The sequence below is a fragment of the Pseudomonas tructae genome (genome assembly GCF_004214895.1).
Lineage (GTDB): Bacteria > Pseudomonadota > Gammaproteobacteria > Pseudomonadales > Pseudomonadaceae > Aquipseudomonas > Aquipseudomonas tructae.
Genome location: NZ_CP035952.1, coordinates 118,362 through 137,906, shown reverse-complemented (window position 1 = coordinate 137,906; position 19,545 = coordinate 118,362). Strand labels below are relative to the sequence as shown.

The window sequence follows — 19,545 nt, the reverse complement described above, 5'->3', positions numbered from 1 at the left end:
GCGCCCGAGTATACCGAGCGCCCGGCCCCTTGCCTATGTGGGCAGCCCGCCGTCGGGCGGGGGGGTGGCTGCGCCTGATGACGCAGGTCGGTATCCTTTGCATTCGGCGCGCCGCGCTCGTATCTTGCCCGGCTTGCGTGTGTGCAGACATTTTTGAGGTTCTTGCAATGAGTTTGACCGAAGCGCGTTTTCACGACCTGGTCGACGCGACCCAACAGGCCCTGGAAGACCTGTTCGACGAGACTGACCTGGACCTGGACATGGAGAACTCGGCAGGGGTCCTGACCATCAAGTTCGACAACGGCAGCCAGCTGATCTTCAGCCGTCAGGAGCCGCTGCGTCAGCTGTGGCTGGCCGACAAGTCCGGTGGCTTTCACTTCGACTACGACGAGCAGAACGGCAAGTGGACCTGCGAAAAAACCGAAGAACTGCTGGGTGAGATGCTCGAGCGCATCGTCTGGGAGCGGGTCGGTGAAAAGCTCGATTTCGACGAAATCTGATGAGCAGCCCAGCCAAGCCGGCCAAGCCGCTCTACAGCAATGTCAGCCCGGCAGTGCCGTCGCCCTGCATCAGCACCTGCCGGCTGGATGAGCACAAGGTCTGCATTGGCTGTTACCGCCATGTCGAGGACATTCGCCAGTGGCGCGCGGCTGACGATGAGCAGCGCCGGCAGATCTGCCGCGAGGCGCTGGCGCGACGACAGCTGGCCGGGTTGGCATAGACCCTGCGGGTATTGTGTATTTACTTGGCTGTGGTAGTGTCAAAGCTGTTTCGGCTGAGCCGAATGCCTGCAAACCCCGCCCTTGGGCGGGGTTTTGCTTTATATCGCCCAGAAAAAGGAGTCTGACCGGATCATGAGCACCAAGCCTTCCATTATCGTCACCCGATTGGACGTACAACGTCTGGAGCGGCTGATCGACAGCCTCGACGAGAAGACGCAGGATTCGCCGGGTGTGCTCGCCCTGCAGGACGAGCTGGACCGCGCCGAACAGGTCAGTCACGAGGAAGTTCCGGCCGGTGTCGTGACCATGAACTCCCGGGTTCATTGCCGCGAAGAAGCCAGTGGCAAGGACTACCACCTGACCCTGGTCTATCCCAAAGATGCCAACGCTGATGCAGGCAAGATCTCCATCCTTGCGCCGATCGGCAGCGCGCTGCTGGGCCTTTCGGTAGGCGAGCAGATCGACTGGCCGGCCCCGGGCGGCAAGACCCTCAAGCTGAAACTGCTCGAAGTCGAATACCAGCCGGAAGCGGCAGGCGACTTCGACCTCTGAGCCTCAAACCTGCGCCAGGGCCTCGTTGAGCGCCCGCTCCAGTTCGCCCTTGTAACGCAGGTAGAGGATGCTCGAGCCCAGGCCGTCGGCCAGCAGGCCGGACAGGTCCAGGTCGGTGATGTAGCAGCGGTAGCGTTCGGCCTCACGGCGCTGCTCGATGATCTCGCGGGCGACCACCGCATACAGCTGGTCGCCATGCTCAAGCTGGGAAAACTCGCGCTGATTGCAGTACAGCGTCACTTGTACGTCGTCGCTGGCGCCTGCCTGCAAAATCGCCTGCACTTCGTAGTACGGTCGGTCGATGGCCCTGACCTCGACCTGGCGGGTTTCCACCTGACGGACCTTGCCAGGGCCTGAGGGCAACAATTGGTAATAAAGAATATCCAGTGATCCCTGGGCCTGCAGGCTGTCCAGCGGCAGGCGCGCTTCGCGGCGAAACACCATCGATTGCAAAAAGCGCTGCAACGGCAGCAACAGGCTGCTTTCGTCGTGGAACGGCAGGCGTTGTTGCCAGAACGCGTTGTGCTCATCCAGCACGTAAACGTCCGCCCAGGCGTCCTGCATTCGATAGAACAGCTGGATGCATTGCGGTTGGCCCAGGGGCAGTACCTGGGCCAGGTCCAGCTCCTGCAGGGCGTTGGCGTCCAGGTGCAGAGGGCTGTAATCGCTGCGTTCTTCACCGAGGTAGCGCAGCATCGCTTCCTGATCGTCGAGGGTAACCAGGTTCACGGCGCCGGCCTGCAGTTCCAGCACATGGGTGTGTTGCTCAACCTGCAACAAGTAACGGTGGTTGAGGTTCTGCGCCAGCAGCGCCTGGGTGGTAGCGAACACCTCTTCGACCCGCACGGCGATGGCCTGGGCACGGTTGTGGCAGAAGCAGCGCACCCGCAGCCTGGGCGTGTGGCCAGTGCCGTGGCTATTGAGGTAATCGCGCAGGCAGCGCAGCAGGGCATGTTCGCCATCGTAGCGATGCACCTGGACCTCGTTCCAGCTATTGAGCGTGACCTGGTCGAGAGTCAATACCAGGTTTTCCCGCACCCCGGCATAGCTCAGGGAGTCGGTGCGCTCGGTGGTCATCAGGATGTTCAGGTCGCGATGGTGTTGCAGCGGGTCGACGCCGACATTGACCAGCAACAGGGCCTCGTCTGCCACGCTCGGCTGCAGCAGGCGCTGTTCGCTGACCACCGACAAGGGCAGGGCAACGCTCTGTTGCAGGCTGCCAAGCAGGTTGAACAGTTCGTACTCGCTCAAGTCGCTGCTGCCCGGATGCAGGGCCAGGCGCGTGCTGCTGTCGATCACGCCATTGCGGTGGGCCCAGGTCAGCAGTTCGAGCAGTTCCCGGCAGCGCTTGATCGGGGCGAAATGCTCCCACTCGTGCGCTCCCAGGTTACCGTTGTACAGGCCCCAGTGGGTTTGCCCGGGATCCTTGCGGTTAGGCGACTGGACCAGGGTCAGGGTGTCTTCGGCCAGATCCGGGGCAATCCCCGGATTGATGAACTCGACCTTGCCGGCGCGTCGTTCGAAGGCGGCGTACAGGCGTCGGCCAAGCACGCTGAGGTCGCGTTGGTCGATGCGGCTGGTGGCGTTCTGGCTGCGGGCAAACTGGCAGAGGAAGCGGTAACTGTAGTTCAGCTCCGCTACCAGCTCGCGGCGCTCAAGCGCGACCTGGCGGACCTTCCACTGACTGCGGCTGTCGAGCAGCGCCAGTTGGCGCTCGTCCCAGCCCCACTCCCGGCTCAGGCGCTGCAGCAGGTCGCGTTGCCAACTGCTGCTGCGCTGGCGGGCCAGGCCGCTGAGCTTTTTGTTCACTTTCAGGTATAGGCTGCGCCGCACCAACTCCAGCCGCTGGTGTTCGCCACGGCCTTGCAGGTACTGCTCGATACGCCGATAGACCATCATGTAAGGATCGAGCTCGTTAAGGTCCAGGCGGTTGGCAAACACCGCCTGCTTGAACTGCAGGCTCAGGCACTGCACCTGCGGGTGTTCACTGGCATAGACCTCGGTCAGCAGTAGCTTGAGCACCGACTTGTAGGGTGACTCGATGCCCTTGTACAACTGCCAGAGCCCGGCGCCGACAAACTCGCCAGGGGGGATATGCGCCAGGTGGCCAAGGTCGAGGTTGTCTTCGCCGCGCACGAAACGCTTGGACAGCAGCGTTTGGGTGTATTCCCGGTACCGGGGCTCTTCGTACACCGGCACCAGCCACCACAGGGGTGTGCGCCCGGCCAGCCAGATGGCGGTGCGGTAGAACTCATCGAGCAGCAAGTAGTGCTGAGTGGTGCCGCAGTCATCGGAGCTGAGCTGGCCGTCGCGTTCACCCTGCACGAAGCTTTGTGGTTCGATCAGAAACAGATGAGCTTCGGCGCCCTGGCTGGCGGCCCAGGCTTCCAGCAGCAGGCATTTCTTGCGCAGCTCTGCCAGTTCACTTTCGCTCAGGTCCGCGGCGTGGCAGACCCAGACATCCATATCGCTTTGCTCGGCCTGGGCCAGGGTGCCGAGGCTACCCATCAGGTACAGGCCGTGAATCGGCTGCGGTGGGTTGCCACGCCGGGCTTTGTAGGCAAACGAACGGGTCAGGCGCTGGGCTTCGGCCAGCACGTGGCTATCGGGCTCGAAATTAGCTACGCCCGCTGGTGTATTGCCGGAGACATAGCCGGGCAGCAGCGGATGATTGACGTGGAAAAACAGCGGCAGCAAGGCCATCACTTGCTGTTGACGGCTTGATAGCCCGTCCATGGCGCGCCCCAGGCGCCCCTGGTTGAGTGTCAGGAAACGTTGGCGCAGCTGGCTGAGCACTTTGCGGTCAATGCCCTGGTCGAGGTCGGGACGAATTTCGTGGGGGTGGTTCATGGCGAGCTAAAACCGGCCGTCTGGGGAGCAATGGCGAGTTTAAGGGGTATTTGGATTTATGACGCCATTTTATTAGCGCTGAACGCATCGCGGGGCAAGCCCGCTCCCACCCGGTCGGTAGGAGCGGGCTTGCCCCGCGATTGCTGTTATCAGGCAGGTTGAGCGACTTTCAGGATGGTCAGCAGCTGCTGCACGTTTTCGGCGGCATCATGTCCCAGTTGGGTCAGGTAGCCGCCATCGGGCTGGTCGGTCAGCTTTTTAGCGTACAGGCGCTGCGCGGCAGCGATAACCTCCTTGGAGGCAGTGTTGTGCACCTTGATGCCTTCCTGGCTGCTATCCAGGTTGAACAAGGCAAGGACTTCCAGCTCGGCAATCAGTTCGGGGGTAAACGACATAGAGACTCCGACTTCCAGACAAGGAGGGCAGCACCGTCGCCGGTGCCTGGTTTTGCAGTGTAGTCAGGGAAACCCTGCTTTGCTTCAGACCTTTTCCGGCGGCAGCTCGGGCAGGGCGCGCAAGGCGGTTTCATACCATTGGGTATTGAACGCGCGGTCGTCTTCGAGCATCGCGTCAATCTCAAAGGCCAGTACATGGGCCATCAGGTTGAGGATGTCGTCACGCTCGTAACCCACCAGGGTCAGCTTGTTGAACGTGGCTTTGGCCGCTGGTGGGTTGTCGCTTTCGATCTGGTTTTCGATCGCTTCGATCAGGGTCGACTCGGCGAACTCTTCTTCGTTGTTGTCGATATCGGTTGGTTCGCTCATGGGCGCTTCCTCTGTGGGGGTGTCCAGTTTGCCATGAGCCGGGGGCCGATGCCGTGTTATCGACAAACTCCATGATGCTGGTCAGTACCCGGTACTTGGGTCTATAACAACCGGGCCAACCCCTTAACGGCCTGGAGGCTGTTTCATGCTCAAGCTTCACGGATTTGCGGTCAGCAACTACTACAACATGGTCAAACTGGCGCTGCTGGAGAAGGGCGTGCCGTTTGAAGAGGTGCTGTTTTTCGGCGGCCAGGGCCCCGAAGCGCTGAAAGTCAGCCCACGCGGCAAGGTACCGGTGCTGGAGACCGAGCATGGTTTTCTTAGTGAAACCAGCCTGATTCTCGACTACATCGAGCAAACCCAGGCGGGCAAGGCACTGCTGCCGGAGGGGGTGTTTGCCCAGGCCAAGGTTCACGAGCTGGCCAAGGAGATCGAGCTGTACATCGAGCTGCCTGCCCGCGCCTGCTACCCGCAAGCGTTCTTCGGCATGCCGGTGGACGAAGCCATCAAGGCCAAGGCCAAGGATGAACTGCTGGCCGGGATCGCCACCCTCAAGCGCAATGGCAAATTCAGCCCTTATGTGGCCGGCGACAGCCTGACCATTGCCGATATGCTGTTCTGCTTCAGCATCGACCTGGCTTATGCCGTGGGCAAGAAAGTACTGGATATCGATGTACTGGAAGACTTCCCGCAAGCGCGTGAGCTGCTGGAGCGCTTCAAGAGCAATCCGAACGTGCAGAAGATTGCAGCTGACAAGGAGGCGCAGATGCCTGCCTTTCTGGAGATGGTGCGCTCGGGCAAGCGCTGATCGGCGTTCGGTGAAGCGGTGTCGGAAAAACCTTACAAGCTTTTAGGGTTTGTCTGGTGGTTGCGTGGCGTGCATCGTTCGCAGTATGCAGAGAACACCCTGGCTTGGAGGCCCCTATGTTCCGACTCCACGGATTCTCTGCAAGTAACTACTACAACATGGTCAAACTGGCGCTGCTGGAAAAGCGCTTGCCGTTCGAAGAGGTACTGCTACATGGCTGCCAGAGCCCCCAAGTGTTGGCGCTCAGTCCGCGTGGCAAGGTACCTGTGCTGGAGGTGGAGCAGGGCTTCATTAGCGAGACCGACGCCATTCTCGATTACCTCGAAGAGGTATGCCCTGAGATTGCGTTACTGCCGACCGACCCTTTCCATCGTGCGCAGGTGCGGGCGCTGGCCAAGGAAATCGAGCTGTACATCGAGCTACCCGCCCGATACTGCTATGTTGAAGTGTTCTTTGGCGGTCGGCCTACGCCCGAGGCGTTGAAGGCCAAGGCACGGCGTGACCTGGATAAGGGCTTTGTCGCCCTGGCCCAGCGTGGGCGCTTTATGCCTTACTTGGCTGGGGAGCGTCTTACCCTGGCTGATCTGTACTTTCTGTATAGCGTTGACCTGGCGTGTCAGGTAGGCAAGCAACTGTTTGATATTGATTACTTGAAGCCGCTGCCAGGTGCCCGAGCGTTGCTTGAGCGTCTGGCAGAAAATTCCAATGTGCAGAAGGTGGCGGCAGATAAGAAAGCCGACATCCCGGCTTTTATGCAGCGACTGCGGGCTGCCGCCCAGTCAGAAATGGCTGGGTAGCAGCTCGCGACGGGCCTAGCGCGCGGCGAGCAGTGCCTTGCCGCGGGCTACGGCTGCGCGTACCTGGGCCGGGGCAGTACCGCCGATGTGATCACGGGCGTTGACCGAGCCTTCGAGGGTCAGCACGGCGAACACGTCCTGTTCGATCTGGTCGCTGAACTGGCGCAGTTCGTCCAGGCTCATCTCGGCCAGGTCCTTGCCGGTATCGACACCGTACTTCACCGCATGGCCGACGATTTCGTGGCAATCACGAAATGGCAGGCCACGGCGCACCAGGTAGTCGGCCAGGTCAGTGGCGGTGCTGAAGCCGCGCAGGGCCGCTTCGCGCATGATCGCGTGGCGAGGCTTGATCGCCGGGATCATGTCGGCAAAGGCACGCAGCGAGTCGCGCAGGGTATCGGCGGCGTCGAACAGCGGCTCCTTGTCTTCCTGGTTGTCCTTGTTGTAGGCCAGCGGCTGGCCTTTCATCAGGGTCAGCAGGCCGGTCAGGGCGCCAAACACGCGGCCGGTCTTGCCACGCACCAGCTCGGGGACGTCCGGGTTTTTCTTTTGCGGCATGATCGAGCTGCCGGTGCAGAAACGATCAGGCAGGTCAATGAACTGGAACTGGGCGCTGGTCCACAGCACCAGCTCTTCGGAGAAGCGCGACAGGTGCATCATCGCCACGCTGGCGGCGGCGCAGAACTCGATGGCGAAGTCGCGATCGGAGACGCCGTCGAGCGAGTTGCCGGCCACGGCTTCAAAGCCCAGCAATTGGCAGGTCAGTTCGCGGTCGATCGGGTAGGTGGTGCCGGCCAGCGCGGCGCTGCCCAGGGGCATGCGGTTGGTGCGCTTGCGGCAGTCGACCAGGCGCTCGTAGTCGCGGCTGAGCATTTCGAACCAGGCCAATAGGTGATGACCAAAGGTCACTGGCTGGGCGGTCTGCAGGTGGGTGAAGCCAGGCATGACGGTCTCGGCTTCGCGCTCGGCCTGCTCCAGCAGGCCCTGTTGCAGGCGGGTGATTTCGGCGAGGATCAGGTCGATCTCGTCACGCAACCACAGGCGGATGTCGGTAGCGACCTGGTCGTTGCGGCTACGGCCGGTGTGCAGCTTCTTGCCGGTGATGCCGATGCGGTCGGTGAGGCGCGCCTCGATGTTCATGTGCACGTCTTCAAGGTCGATGCGCCAGTCGAAGTTGCCGGCCTCGATTTCGCCCTGGATGGTCTTCAGGCCATCGACGATGGTATCGCGCTCGGCGTCAGTAAGTACGCCGACCTTGGCCAGCATGCTGGCGTGGGCGATCGAACCCATGATGTCGTGGCGGTACAGGCGCTGGTCGAAATTGACGGAGGCGGTGAAACGGGCGACGAAGGCGTCGACGGGCTCACTGAAGCGGCCGCCCCAGGACTGATTGGTCTTGTCGGTGCTCATGGATTCACTCGTTGAAGGCGTGAACGGAAAAAGTGGCGTCGATCATAGCAGGATTGACGGCCCTGCCGGAGTGCGGCGGTCGGGGCAAATGCGGGTTTATGTCGCAGTACAGGCCCGCGACAGCGCGTGTGCAACAGGATATTTATCGATTGAACGGCAGTGTTGCGGCAACCGTCTACAGTTGGACAGAGGCTCGGCATGTTTCCTGCCGGACCAGTGAATCTTTAGCCATCGTGCGAGTCTGAGCGTGGATCGCCGTGACGGTCGTCACCTCACCTGTCTACGCTATCCTTGTGCGAGACTCACGCAGGAATCCAGCGCAATATGAATGTCCTGATCGTTGATGACGAACCCCAAGCCCGGGAACGCCTGAGCCGACTGCTCGGCGAACTGGAGGGCTATACCGTGCTGGAGCCCAGCGCCACCAATGGCGACGAGGCCCTGGCCCTGATTGACAGCCTCAAGCCTGAGGTGGTCCTGCTCGACATTCGCATGCCAGGGCTTGACGGCCTGCAGGTTGCTGCCCGGCTGTGCGAGCGCGAAGCACCGCCTGCGGTGGTGTTTTGCACCGGTGACGAGGAGTTCACCGTAGAGTCGTTCAAAGACAGCACCCTGGGCTATGTGCTCAAACCGGTGCAAGCCGACACCCTGCGCGAAGCCTTGCGCAAGGCCGAGCGCCCCAACCGCGTGCAACTGGCGGCGCTGACCCGTCCGGCGGCGGAAAGCGGCAGTGGCCCGCGCAGCCACATCAGTGCCCGTACCCGCAAGGGCATCGAGCTGATTCCCCTCGACCAGGTAATCTATTTCATCGCAGATCACAAATACGTGACCTTGCGCCATGAACATGGCGAAGTGCTGCTCGATGAGCCGCTCAAGGCCCTGGAAGACGAGTTTGGCGAGCGGTTCGTGCGCATTCACCGCAATGCCCTGGTCGCCCGCAACCGCATCGAACGCCTGCAGCGCACGCCACTGGGGCATTTTCAGCTGTTTCTCAAAGGCCTCAATGGCGATGCCCTGATCGTCAGCCGCCGGCATGTGGCGGGCGTGCGCAAAATGATGCAGCAACTGTAAGGACGGTAACGGTGGAGCAGACGACGGCCAGGGAGGGTCGGCGTGTTCCATGATTTAGATCTGCTAGCGGTCTGGACTGAGCTGTTATCATCGGGCGAATCTATCTCGTACGGATCGTTCCATGTCCACTCGCGAAATCCGCATTGCCACCCGCAAAAGTGCCCTTGCCCTGTGGCAGGCCGAATACGTCAAAGCCCGTCTTGAACAGGCTCATCCTGGCCTGGTCGTGACCCTGGTGCCGATGGTCAGCCGTGGCGACAAGCTGCTCGACTCGCCGCTATCGAAAATCGGCGGCAAGGGCCTGTTCGTCAAGGAGCTGGAAACCGCGCTGCTGGAGAATGAAGCCGACATCGCCGTGCACTCGATGAAAGACGTGCCCATGGACTTCCCTGAAGGCCTGGGCCTGTTTTGTATCTGTGAGCGTGAAGATCCGCGCGACGCCTTTGTCTCCAACACCTTCAAAAGCCTCGAGGCACTGCCGGCCGGCAGCGTTGTCGGCACCTCCAGCCTACGCCGTCAGGCGCAATTGCTGACCCGCCGCCCGGACCTTGAAATCCGCTTTCTGCGTGGCAACGTCAACACCCGCCTGGCCAAGCTCGACGCCGGCGAGTACGACGCCATCATCCTTGCCGCCGCAGGCCTGATTCGCCTGGGTTTCGAAGACCGTATCACCGCAAGCATCAGCGTCGACGACAGCCTGCCTGCGGGCGGCCAGGGTGCGGTGGGTATCGAGTGCCGCAGTGCCGACAGCCAGATCCACGCGTTGCTGGCGCCACTGCATCACACTGACACAGCCGACCGGGTCACTGCCGAGCGTGCGCTGAACAAGCACCTCAATGGCGGCTGCCAGGTGCCGATTGCCTGCTACGCGGTGCTTGAAGGCGAGCAACTGTGGCTGCGCGGCCTGGTCGGCGAGCCGGCTGGCGGCAAGCTGCTCACCGCCCAGGCGCGCGCTTCGCGCAAGGATGCCGAAGCACTGGGCATCCAGGTCGCTGAAGACCTGCTCGGGCAAGGCGCCGAAGATATCCTCAAGGCAGTGTACGGCGAGGCCGGGCACCCGTGAGCCGCTGGCGCCTGCTGCTGACCCGGCCGGCAGAAGAGTGCAGCGCGCTGGCCCGCGCGCTTGCCGACCAAGGTGTGTGCAGCAGCAGCCTGCCGTTGCTGGAGATCGAACCGCTGACGCTGCTGCCAGAGCAAATGCGCCAGGTGCAAGCGCTCGATCAGTACTGCGCGATCATCGTCGTCAGCAAGCCGGCTGCACGCCTTGCCGTTGAACAGCTGAAGGCGCACTGGCCGCAGCCACCGGAGCAAGCCTGGTTTACCGTCGGCGCCGCCACCGCGCAGATTCTTGGCGACCATGGCCTCAACGTCAGTTTCCCTCCTCAAGGCGACGACAGCGAAGCGCTGCTGCAACTGTCGGCCTTGACCAAGGCGCTCAAGCGGCCGCAGCCACGGGTGCTGATCATCCGCGGCGAAGGCGGTCGCGAACTGCTCGCTGAGCGTCTGGCCGCATTGGGGGCGCAGGTCGATTACCTCGAGTTGTATCGCCGCTGCCTGCCGCATTACCCTGAGGCCACCCTGGCCCGGTGTATTGCCGGGGAACGCCTGAACGGCCTGGTGGTCAGCAGTGGGCAGGGTTTTGAACACCTGCGCCAACTGGCCGGTGAAGACTGGCCACGGCTGGCGCAACTGCCATTGTTCGTGCCCAGCCCGCGGGTGGCGGAACTTGCCCGCGCCAGTGGCGCACAGAATGTAGTGGATTGCCGTGGTGCCAGTGCCACGGCTTTGCTGGCAACATTGCAGGAAACTCCTGCACCAGCCCCCTAAGGCGCTAAGCTCATTGCGACGTGCCGCAAAGCAAAGGATGGATACGTGAGCGAAACTGTCTTGCCCAACGATGAACTGAAGGCCCCAGAGGCGCCTGCACAAACCCCCGTCGAACCTGCCAAGCGGTCCGGCAATGGTCTGGCAATCCTGGCCTTGTTGCTGGGCGCGGCAGGTGTCGCAGTGGGTGGATGGGGGGTATGGCAGGTTCGCCAGCTCCAGGGTAGCGAGCAGGGCCAGGCACAGAGCCTGCAGACCCTTGGCGAGCAAACCCGGGCCCTGCAACAGCGTGAACAGCAGCTTTCCGCACAGTTGGCGGTGTTGCCGCCGGCGTCCGAACTCGAAGACCGTCGCCGGCTGGTTGCCCAGTTGCAGGGAGACCAACAGCGCTTGAGTCAGCGCCTGGAAACCATCCTCGGTGCCAGCCGCAAGGACTGGCGCCTGGCCGAAGCCGAGCACCTGCTGCGCCTGGCCAGCTTGCGCCTGTCCGCTTTGCAGGACATCGTCAGTGCCCGTGAACTGGTCAAGGGCGCCGATGAAATCCTCCGTGAACAGAGCGACCCGGGCTCCTTTGCCGCCCGTGAGCAACTGGCCAAGAGCCTGGCGACCCTCCACAGCGTCCAGCAGCCCGATCGTACCGGCCTGTTCCTCAAGCTGGCAGCCCAACGCGAGCAAGTGCTGCAGCTCAGTGCCCAGTCTCCGGAGTTCAACAGTAACGCCGATGCCCTGGGCGCGCTGACCGCCGACGGTGATGGCGCCAGTCGCTGGTCGCAGTGGTGGGCTGAGCTGTCCAAATATTTCCAGATCGACTTTGATGCCGACGACAACATTCGCCCACTGCTGGCCGGGCAGTCGCTCAACCAACTGCGTCTGGCCCTGAGCCTGACTATCGAACAAGCCCAGTGGGCTGCGCTCAATGGTGAAGCCAAGGTCTATACCCAGGCCCTGGATGATGCCCGCAGCGTGCTGCTGGCCAACTTCAATCCGGACAACCCGCAGAGCCAGGCCATGCTGGCCAGCCTCAACGAACTGGCCGAGCAGCCGGTTGCCGTGGTGGTGCCGGACCTGGCGGACAGCATCAGTGCGGTTCAGGCCTACCTGGAACGTCGGCACCTGCCGGCCGAGGAGGCCAAGCCATGAAGCGCGTCTACCTGCTGGCGGTGCTGGCGATTGCCGTTGCCGCCGTGCTCGGGATCGCGATTGCCAAGCACAGCGGCTATGTACTGATTTCCTATGGCAGCTTTCGCTATCAATCTGGCCTGTGGGCGGCGTTGGCGGCCCTGGCCGGGATCATCCTGGCTGTGTTGCTGGTGCGTTACCTGGTCGGCCTGGTGCTGACTTCCGGTGGCGTGGTCAACCCCTGGTCACGGCGTAATCGCAGCCGTCGTACGCAACTGGCGATCGAACAGGGCCAACTGGACCTCGCCGAAGGTCGCTGGGCCAGTGCTCAGCGCCATCTGCACCGTGCCGCCGAGGCTGAGCGCCAGCCGCTGCTGTACTACCTCGGAGCCGCCCGTGCGGCCAACGAGCTGGGGCGCAGCGAAGACCGCGACAACCTGCTGGAGCGGGCGCTGGAGCGTCAGCCGGAAGCGGAGCTGGCGATTGCCCTGAGCCATGCCCAGTTGCAGATGGACCGTGGGGACAGCGACGCAGCCCTGGTAACCCTGCAAGCCATGCAGGAGCGCCATCCGCACAACGTTCAGGTGTTGCGCCTGTTGCAGCGCCTGTACCGCGAACGTGGCGACTGGTCGGCCCTGATTCGCCTGCTGCCCGAGCTACGCAAGGACAAGGTCCTGCCGGCGCCTGAGCTGGCCGAGCTGGAACGCCGCGCCTGGGGTGAGAACCTGAGCCTGGCGGTCAGCCGTGAAGGCGACGAACAGACCGCCCGGCAATCCCTTGAGCGGGCCTGGCAGCAGCTTACCGCTGCGCAGCGCCAGGAGCCGCAGTTGGTATCGGCCTATGCTGAGCAGTTGCGCCAGCTAGGCGCTGAAAGTGAAGCCGAACAAGCCTTGCGCACTGCCCTCAAGCGTCAGTATGAAAGTCATTTGGCGCGTCTTTACGGCCTGGTGCGGGGTAGCGACCTGGCGCGTCAGTTGCAAACTGCCGAAGGCTGGCTCAAGGCTCACCCGGATGACCCGAGCTTGTTGCTGACCCTTGGCCGCCTGAGCCTGCAGAACCGTCTGTGGGGCAAGGCGCGTGATTACCTGGAAAGTAGCTTGCGCGTACAGCGCAATCCCGAAGCCTGCGCCGAGCTGGCACGCCTGCTCGCAGGCCTGGGTGACACCGAGCGCAGTAACCAGCTGTTTCAGGAGGGCTTGGGCATGCTTGATGAGCGCTTGCTGGCATTACCTCTACCGGAGGCAGTACGAGCTTGATGTACCCATGGGCGCGCTGTAATGGGCGCGCTTGTGGGGTTGAGGTAACTTCCTACGTACACTGGTAATACCCCCTTCAAAACCCTGTAAATCTTTCTTGCGACGTTCGCGATGCTTCCCTTGGTTATCTGCGATTTGTCCCTGCCGTCTTACCTTGATACACCCAGCGCCTATCCTCTACCGTTGCTGCCTCCCTATCCCGCTTCTGGACTTGCCATGTCACGGGCCCGCTTGCGTTCACTGTTCCTTCCGGCCTTGCTGGCATCGGTGCTGGTCGAGGCTGCTGCTTACTATCTGGAGTTTGGCATGGGCCTGGTGCCTTGCCCGTTGTGCTACAGCCAGCGGCTGTTCCTGGCAGCCTTTGCCCTGGTCTGTCTGTGTGCCGTCGTGCATGCCCCGGGGCGCCTTGGCACGCGCATTTATGCCGCGCTGGCGTTGTTCTTCGCCACCGGTGGGGCGCTCCTCGCGGCTCGGCATGTCTGGCTGCAGGGCAATTCGGCCCTGGCAGGCATCGAGTGCGAGCCGGCATTTGACTACGTGATCGAGAGCATGCCCGCGCTTCAGGTCATCCAGGCAATGCTTGTCGGCAGCCCCGATTGCGTGCCGATCAACTGGAGCTTTCTTGACCTGACCATCCCGGAATGGAGCCTGTTGTCCTTTGTTCTTCTGGCAGCTTTGCCTACCTTTCGCCTGCTGGGTCGCGGAGGGCCGCTGTTCCACCGGGCGGCGAAAAGCTGAGCCCGGGTTTTTTCGCTTTGCAAGCGACCGACGGCAAAGGATGCCCGGATTAAACACTTGTATGAACTTTGTCGTCTGCGTACCTTGAAGGCTAGGGCGCACGGGAATAATCTCCCTGCACGCATACCGAAAAAACAGCTGCTCGATGCCGCTCTGCTGATTCCACCTTTGCTCTGCACACTTGCGGCGCGGGGGCAGGGGCATTACCCAGAAGGGAAGAGATCGCCATGCTAGATAGTTGTCAGAATGCTCAGGAACGCTGGGGTGGGGTTCATAAGCTCATTGACCGCTGGTTGGAAGAGCGTGCAGAGCTGGTGACGGCTTTCCGCGAGCTGCGCGATGCCAAGCCAGCCTTTGCCGACAAGGACAAGAGCCGGGACTTCTGCGCGGTGCTGGTTGACTATGTTTCAGCCTGGCACTTCGAAGTGAGCGAGCAACTGGTCAGCGAAGCCAAGGCCTTTGGCGATACGCGCGGGCTGGAGCTGGCCAAGCAGATCAGCCCACGTATCGACGCAACCACTGAAATCGCGTCGGCCTTCAACGATCACTGCGACAAGGGCGACTGCAACGATCCCGAGCGTTTCTCGAAAAAGCTCAGTGAACTTGGCAGCCTGCTGCACGAGCGTTTCGAACTCGAAGACTGCCTGATCGAAGTGCTGCATAACGCACACAGCGAAGAAGGTACAGTCCAGGCCTGACGGCGCTGCCGACCCTCAGTCGGCAACCCCGAGCAGCTCGATTTCAAACACCAGTGGCGTGTAGGGCGCAATCAGGTCGCCCGCGCCGTCGGCACCATAGGCCTGTGCCGAAGGGATCACCAGCCGCCACTTCGACCCGGTTGCCATCTGTGGCAATGCCACCTGCCAGCCCTCGATCACACTGTCCAGATTGAACCATTGTGCTTGCTGGTTCTGATCGAACACCGTGCCATCCGGTAACTTGCCAACATAGCGAACCTGGACTTTGCCACCGGCTTTTGGCTTGCTACCCGTCCCGTTCTGCAACTCGCTGACGAGTATGCCTTCGGCCAGTTCGCGTACTCCGGGTTTAGCCCGTTCAGTGGCCATGAAACGTTTTTCCGCGCTCAGCAATTGCTCGGTCTGTGCTTGAACCGCAGCCTCATTGGCTTGGCTCTCATGTTCGCTGAGTATCGCCGCCATACGCTCTTTGCTGAGCGCCAATGGCTTGTTCTGATAAGCCTGACGCAAACCGTCGATCAAGGCATCAAGTTGCAGGTCCGGAACTTCCGTGCGCAGGCGTTCACCCAGGCTGGCGCCCAAGCTATAGGCCAGATCATGGTCCGTGGCAGGGGTGGATTGAGGCGCTGCAATTAACGAACTGGGCAACAGCAAAAAGGTAAGGATTAAATAGCGCGGCACAGGCTCGCTCCTGCTTCAGAGAACATGAAGTATGCCAGCCTTCGCCCATCACTTCGTGTAAATATCAGCAACACTTTGTGCAGCATCTACACTTGATTCCAGCTGCAGTGAGAACAACTTTGCCCAGGCATGCAACGCGGCGCATTTAATACTGTCAACATGCCCTAGCGGCGGTAGCAGCAGAAGCATAGTATGAGCCGCAATCTCGTCAGCCAGGAGGTAAACCATGTCGGCCAATAAGAAGCCAGTAAGTACGCCGTTGCACCTGCTCCAGCAACTCTCGGGCAGCCTGCTCGATCATTTGGAAAATGCCTGCTCGCAAGCGCTGGCTGATGCTGAAAAACTGCTCGCCAAGTTGGAAAAGCAACGGGGCAAGGCACAGGAAAAACTGCACAAGTCTCGGCTTAAACTGCAGGACGCTGCCAAGGCTGGCAAAGCCAAGGCGCAGAACAAGGCCAAGTCGGCCGTGGGCGAACTTGAAGGTTTGCTCGACAATCTGAAAGACCGCCAATCACAAACCCGCACCTATATCCTGCAGCTCAAGCGTGATGCTCAGGAAAGCCTGAAACTGGCCCAGGGTGTTGGCAAGGTCAAGGAAGCTGCCGCCAAGGCGCTGACCCTGCGTTCGGCCAAACCCGCTGCCGCCGCTGCCAAGCCTGCCACCAAGGTTGCTGCAAAACCTGCCGCCAAGCCCGCCGCAAAACCTGCCGTCAAAGCTGCCGCTAAACCCGCTGCCAAGCCCGCCGCAAAACCCGCGGCCAAAGCGCCAGCGCGTACCGCTGCTGCCAAGCCGGCAACGGCTAAACCGGCCGCCAAACCTGTTGCCGCCAAGGCGCCGGCCAAGCCAGCGGCGAAAACCGCAGCGGCCAAACCTGCAGCCAAACCTGCTGCGGCAAAACCTGCAGCCAAGCCAGCAGCCAAGCCAGCAGCCAAACCCGCGGCCAAGCCCGCCGCTAAAACCGCAGCGGCCAAGCCTGCTGCCAAAGCACCAGCCAAGCCTGCCGCCAAGCCTGCTGCGGCAAAAGCGCCCGCCAAGCCCGCTGCCAAACCTGCGGCAGCCAAACCTGCAGCCAAGCCTGCCGCAGCAAAAGCACCGGCCAAGCCTGCTACGCCTGCAGCCGCCAAACCGGCTACTCCAGCCGCCGCGGCACCGGCCGCTACGCCGTCGCCTGCACCAGCAGCTTCGGTAGCACCGGCTACTCAGACGCCGTCTTCGGCGTCCTGAGCCGTCCGCATCACGACGCGCAGCCTGTGCAGCGCGTCGTGATGCACATCGGCGCCATCGGGTGCCAGCCAGCTGATCCAATCCAGTTCTGCTTCGGGTGTTGCAGCCCAGCCCTGGCAAGCCTGCTCAAGACGCTCCAGCAGGATGCGCTCTGCCGCTAACTCCAGACCTTTGACCTGTTCACGTAGCCCCGCCAATTGGGCGTCCCTGGCCGCGTTGTCGCGCCAGCTCTGGCGCAAGCGGCGCAGCGGCTCGACGACCTCGGCTTGCCAGGCATTGGCCAGCGCCGTGAGCTGTCGCACCCGTTGCCGGTTTGGCGCAACGCCGCGTGCACTGAGCCACATGCCGCAAAGCAGCAGGCAGACATCGCCACCCAGGTCCTGCCATTGCAGGCAGGCGGCTTCTACACCCGGGCGGGCGTAAAGCTTCAAGGCAAAATTCCACAGGTCGGTGTGCATGGTCCCACTCGCGCCAGTTGCCAACGAAGCTGGTAGACTCCGCGGCCATTATGATCAAACTATCGAACCTCACTTTACAGCGTGGTCCACAGCGCCTGCTAGAAGGCGCCGAGTTGACCCTGAACGCCGGTCACAAAGCCGGCCTGATCGGTGCCAATGGCGCCGGTAAATCCAGCCTGTTCGCCTTGCTGCGTGGTGAACTGACGCCCGACTCCGGTGACTGCAAGTTACCGGCGGACTGGCGTATCGCGCACATGCGCCAGGAGGTCGACACTCTCGAGCGCCTGGCGGTCGACTACGTGCTCGATGGTGATGCCCGCCTGCGCAAGGTCCAGGCTGAATTGGCTGCAGCGGAAGCGGCGCACGACGGTACCGCACTGGCGCGCCTGCATATCGAGCTCGACAGCGCGGACGGCTACACCGCCGACGCTCGGGCGCGCAAGTTGCTGGCAGGCCTGGGTTTTACCAACGAACAGATGGACCGTCAGGTCGGTGACTTCTCCGGTGGCTGGCGGATGCGCCTGAACCTGGCCCAGGCCCTGATGTGTCCGTCCGACCTGTTGTTGCTCGATGAACCGACCAACCACCTGGACCTGGACGCGATCCTCTGGCTGGAAGACTGGCTCAAAGGTTACCGGGGCACCTTGCTGCTGATTTCCCACGACCGTGATTTCCTCGATGCGGTGGTTGATCACGTGGCTCACGTCGAACAGTGCAAGCTGACCCTCTATCGTGGCGGCTATACCGCGTTCGAGCGCACCCGTGCCGAGCGTCTGGCGCAGCAGCAACAGGCCTACGAGAAACAGCAGGCGCAGCGTGCGCACATGGAAAAGTACATCGCCCGGTTCAAGGCCCAGGCTACCAAGGCCCGTCAGGCACAGAGCCGAATCAAGGCCCTGGAGCGCATGGAGGAGCTGTCGGCGGCCCATGTCGATTCGCCGTTCGATTTCGTTTTTCGCGAGTCGGAGAAAATCTCCAGCCCGTTGCTCGATCTGTCTGAAGGGCGTCTGGGTTATGGCGACAAGACCATCCTTGAGAAGGTCAAGCTGCAGCTCACTCCTGGGGCGCGGATCGGCCTGCTGGGCCCCAACGGCGCGGGCAAGTCGACCCTGATCAAGAACCTCGCCGGTGAGCTGGAGCCCCTGAGCGGGCGCCTGGTGCGTGGCGAGAACCTCGCGGTTGGCTACTTTGCCCAGCATCAGCTCGACTCGCTGGACAACAAGGCCAGCCCGCTGCTGCACCTGCAGCGTCTGGCGCCGACCGAGCGCGAGCAGACCCTGCGCGACTTTCTCGGTGGCTTTGACTTCCGTGGCGCTCGTATCGACGAGCCGGTGGTGAATTTTTCCGGCGGCGAGAAGGCCCGTCTGGCCCTGGCCCTGATTGCCTGGGAGCGGCCGAACCTGTTGCTGCTCGACGAACCGACCAACCACCTGGACCTGGAAATGCGCCTGGCGCTGACCATGGCCCTGCAGGAGTTCAGTGGCGCGGTGCTGGTGGTCTCCCACGACCGTCACCTGCTCAAGAGCACCACTGATGACTTCCTGCTGGTTGCCGACGGCAAGGTCGAAACCTTCGACGGCGATCTGGATGACTACAGCCGCTGGCTGGTCGAATACCGTCAGCGCACGGCCCCGGTCAGCACGGCCCCGGTCAACGCCGACAAGACCGACAAGAAGGCTCAGCGCCAGGCGGCTGCGGCCCTGCGTCAGCAGTTGGCACCGCACAAGCGCGAAGCCGACAAGCTTGAGCGCGAACTGGGCAGCGTGCACGAGCATCTGGCCAGAGTCGATACCAGTCTTGCTGACAGCGCCCTCTATGAGGCGGCGCGCAAGGACGAGTTGCGCGACCTGCTGGCCCAGCAAGCCAAGCTCAAGGTCCGTGAAGGGGAGCTGGAAGAAGCCTGGATGTTCGCTCTGGAAACCCTCGAGAGCATGCAGGCGGAACTGGAGGCGTTGTCCTGATGGAGTCCTTGCAGTGGCCGTTGCCGGTGGAATGGATCGCACCGTTCTGGCTGGGCTTGCAGATCCTGTTGATCCTTTCGGCGGCCTTCATCCTGCAGCGTTTGATTGCCCGTTGCCTGAAGCGTCTGGGCGAGCGCTACCCATTGCCGCCCGAGTTGCTGATGCCGCTGCGCGGTGGTCTGCGCTGGCTGATCATGGGCAGTGCGCTGATCTTCGTCCTCGAGCGCCTGGGCGTTTCCGCCACGGTGTTGTGGACTGCCTTGTCCGGCTTTGTCGCGGTCGCTGCGGTGGCGTTCTTCGCCATGTGGAGCGTGCTGTCGAACCTGCTCTGCGCGGTGCTGATCTTTACTGTCGGGCCGTTTCGCATCGGTGACGTGGTCGAGTTGGTCGAGACCATCGACAAGCCGGGCGTAAAGGGGAGGGTGGTCGCCATCAATCTGTTGTTCACCACCTTGATCGAACTGCCGGAAGCCGGTGGCGCACTGGTGCAGGTGCCTAATAGCCAGTTCTTCCAGAAATCGGTAAGGCGTTGGCGCGGTGCCGAAGTATTGCCAATGGTGGGCGAGAGCAAGACCCCGGGCAATTGATCGGTTGCGGAAAAAAAGCGTGGT

Annotated in this window: 21 protein-coding genes and 1 pseudogene; 16 read left to right on the top strand and 6 right to left on the bottom strand. The window is 62.1% G+C overall.

Features of this window, described 5'->3' with window-relative positions:
• The first annotated feature begins 167 nt into the window (after positions 1–167).
• The 3 genes from cyaY (at position 168) to rnk (ending at position 1,274) form a co-directional block, all read left to right on the top strand.
• On the top strand, positions 168–500 hold the full coding sequence (gene cyaY, locus EXN22_RS00665) for an iron donor protein CyaY (RefSeq protein ID WP_100781851.1): 333 nt from the start codon (positions 168–170) through the stop codon (positions 498–500).
• Positions 500–721: a DUF1289 domain-containing protein gene (locus tag EXN22_RS00660; protein ID WP_130261990.1), complete on the top strand. Its 222-nt coding sequence runs from the start codon at positions 500–502 to the stop codon at positions 719–721. Before cyaY ends, EXN22_RS00660 begins: the two co-directional genes overlap by 1 nt.
• 133 nt (positions 722–854) lie before the next feature.
• On the top strand, positions 855–1,274 hold the full coding sequence (rnk, locus tag EXN22_RS00655) for a nucleoside diphosphate kinase regulator (RefSeq protein WP_130261989.1): 420 nt from the start codon (positions 855–857) through the stop codon (positions 1,272–1,274).
• Between the two features lie 3 nt (positions 1,275–1,277).
• Here the strand turns inward: rnk and EXN22_RS00650 are convergent, their stop codons facing one another.
• From EXN22_RS00650 to EXN22_RS00640, 3 genes are all read right to left on the bottom strand, one after another.
• On the bottom strand, positions 1,278–4,124 hold the full coding sequence (locus tag EXN22_RS00650) for a class I adenylate cyclase (protein WP_130261988.1): 2,847 nt from the start codon (positions 4,122–4,124) through the stop codon (positions 1,278–1,280).
• Between the two features lie 149 nt (positions 4,125–4,273).
• Entirely contained in the window at positions 4,274–4,519 is a 246-nt protein-coding gene (locus EXN22_RS00645; RefSeq protein WP_130261987.1) for a TIGR02647 family protein, read from the bottom strand.
• Between the two features lie 84 nt (positions 4,520–4,603).
• A complete protein-coding gene (locus EXN22_RS00640; protein ID WP_130261986.1) occupies positions 4,604–4,888 on the bottom strand; it encodes a hypothetical protein in 285 nt (94 codons plus the stop codon).
• Positions 4,889–5,033: 145 nt separating this feature from the next.
• Here EXN22_RS00640 and EXN22_RS00635 point away from each other — a divergent pair, with 145 nt between their 5' ends.
• Positions 5,034–5,696, top strand: coding sequence for a glutathione S-transferase family protein (locus tag EXN22_RS00635; RefSeq protein ID WP_130261985.1), 663 nt, complete (start codon positions 5,034–5,036; stop codon positions 5,694–5,696).
• Positions 5,697–5,812: 116 nt separating this feature from the next.
• Entirely contained in the window at positions 5,813–6,493 is a 681-nt protein-coding gene (locus EXN22_RS00630; RefSeq protein ID WP_130261984.1) for a glutathione S-transferase family protein, read from the top strand.
• A gap of 15 nt (positions 6,494–6,508) precedes the next feature.
• Here EXN22_RS00630 and argH read toward each other — a convergent pair whose 3' ends face one another.
• The gene (argH, locus tag EXN22_RS00625) at positions 6,509–7,903 is read right to left on the bottom strand and encodes an argininosuccinate lyase (RefSeq protein ID WP_130261983.1); all 1,395 of its coding nucleotides are present in this window, start codon (positions 7,901–7,903) and stop codon (positions 6,509–6,511) included.
• A gap of 220 nt (positions 7,904–8,123) precedes the next feature.
• On the opposite strand from argH, the pseudogene EXN22_RS00620 reads away from it, so the two are divergent.
• The 8 genes and pseudogenes from EXN22_RS00620 to rsd all read left to right on the top strand — a co-directional run.
• Positions 8,124–8,231, top strand: a pseudogene (locus tag EXN22_RS00620) (sensor histidine kinase); the annotation flags it as partial.
• The gene (locus tag EXN22_RS00615) at positions 8,228–8,974 is read left to right on the top strand and encodes a LytR/AlgR family response regulator transcription factor (protein ID WP_130261982.1); all 747 of its coding nucleotides are present in this window, start codon (positions 8,228–8,230) and stop codon (positions 8,972–8,974) included. The pseudogene EXN22_RS00620 and the gene EXN22_RS00615, both read left to right, overlap by 4 nt.
• Positions 8,975–9,095: 121 nt before the next feature.
• Positions 9,096–10,037 carry a hydroxymethylbilane synthase gene (gene hemC, locus EXN22_RS00610; RefSeq protein WP_130261981.1) on the top strand — a complete coding sequence of 314 codons (942 nt, stop codon included), beginning with the start codon at positions 9,096–9,098 and terminating at the stop codon, positions 10,035–10,037.
• Positions 10,034–10,801, top strand: coding sequence for a uroporphyrinogen-III synthase (locus EXN22_RS26300; RefSeq protein WP_233281673.1), 768 nt, complete (start codon positions 10,034–10,036; stop codon positions 10,799–10,801). Before hemC ends, EXN22_RS26300 begins: the two co-directional genes overlap by 4 nt.
• Positions 10,802–10,846: 45 nt before the next feature.
• Positions 10,847–11,938, top strand: a complete 1,092-nt coding sequence (locus EXN22_RS26295) for a uroporphyrinogen-III C-methyltransferase (protein WP_233281672.1) — start codon at positions 10,847–10,849, stop codon at positions 11,936–11,938.
• The gene (locus EXN22_RS00600; protein ID WP_130261980.1) at positions 11,935–13,173 is read left to right on the top strand and encodes a heme biosynthesis protein HemY; all 1,239 of its coding nucleotides are present in this window, start codon (positions 11,935–11,937) and stop codon (positions 13,171–13,173) included. The genes EXN22_RS26295 and EXN22_RS00600 overlap by 4 nt, the downstream gene beginning before the upstream one ends.
• A 216-nt stretch (positions 13,174–13,389) precedes the next feature.
• On the top strand, positions 13,390–13,911 hold the full coding sequence (locus tag EXN22_RS00595) for a disulfide bond formation protein B (RefSeq protein WP_130261979.1): 522 nt from the start codon (positions 13,390–13,392) through the stop codon (positions 13,909–13,911).
• A gap of 227 nt (positions 13,912–14,138) precedes the next feature.
• Entirely contained in the window at positions 14,139–14,609 is a 471-nt protein-coding gene (rsd, locus tag EXN22_RS00590) for a sigma D regulator (RefSeq protein ID WP_130261978.1), read from the top strand.
• A gap of 15 nt (positions 14,610–14,624) precedes the next feature.
• On the opposite strand, the gene EXN22_RS00585 is transcribed toward rsd, so the two are convergent.
• Positions 14,625–15,290, bottom strand: coding sequence for an FKBP-type peptidyl-prolyl cis-trans isomerase (locus EXN22_RS00585; protein WP_407691940.1), 666 nt, complete (start codon positions 15,288–15,290; stop codon positions 14,625–14,627).
• Positions 15,291–15,516: 226 nt separating this feature from the next.
• Here EXN22_RS00585 and EXN22_RS00575 point away from each other — a divergent pair, with 226 nt between their 5' ends.
• On the top strand, positions 15,517–16,515 hold the full coding sequence (locus EXN22_RS00575) for an AlgP family protein (RefSeq protein WP_130261977.1): 999 nt from the start codon (positions 15,517–15,519) through the stop codon (positions 16,513–16,515).
• On the opposite strand, the gene EXN22_RS00570 is transcribed toward EXN22_RS00575, so the two are convergent.
• Positions 16,491–16,973: a TIGR02444 family protein gene (locus tag EXN22_RS00570; RefSeq protein ID WP_130261976.1), complete on the bottom strand. Its 483-nt coding sequence runs from the start codon at positions 16,971–16,973 to the stop codon at positions 16,491–16,493. The two genes, EXN22_RS00575 and EXN22_RS00570, sit on opposite strands and share 25 nt — an antisense overlap.
• A gap of 50 nt (positions 16,974–17,023) precedes the next feature.
• On the opposite strand from EXN22_RS00570, the gene EXN22_RS00565 reads away from it, so the two are divergent.
• Both EXN22_RS00565 and EXN22_RS00560 read left to right on the top strand, forming a co-directional pair.
• Positions 17,024–18,934, top strand: coding sequence for an ATP-binding cassette domain-containing protein (locus tag EXN22_RS00565; RefSeq protein WP_130261975.1), 1,911 nt, complete (start codon positions 17,024–17,026; stop codon positions 18,932–18,934).
• Positions 18,934–19,521 (top strand): mechanosensitive ion channel family protein, encoded by a 588-nt coding sequence (locus EXN22_RS00560; RefSeq protein ID WP_130261974.1) that lies wholly within the window; start codon positions 18,934–18,936, stop codon positions 19,519–19,521. Before EXN22_RS00565 ends, EXN22_RS00560 begins: the two co-directional genes overlap by 1 nt.
• The last annotated feature ends 24 nt before the right edge of the window (positions 19,522–19,545 follow it).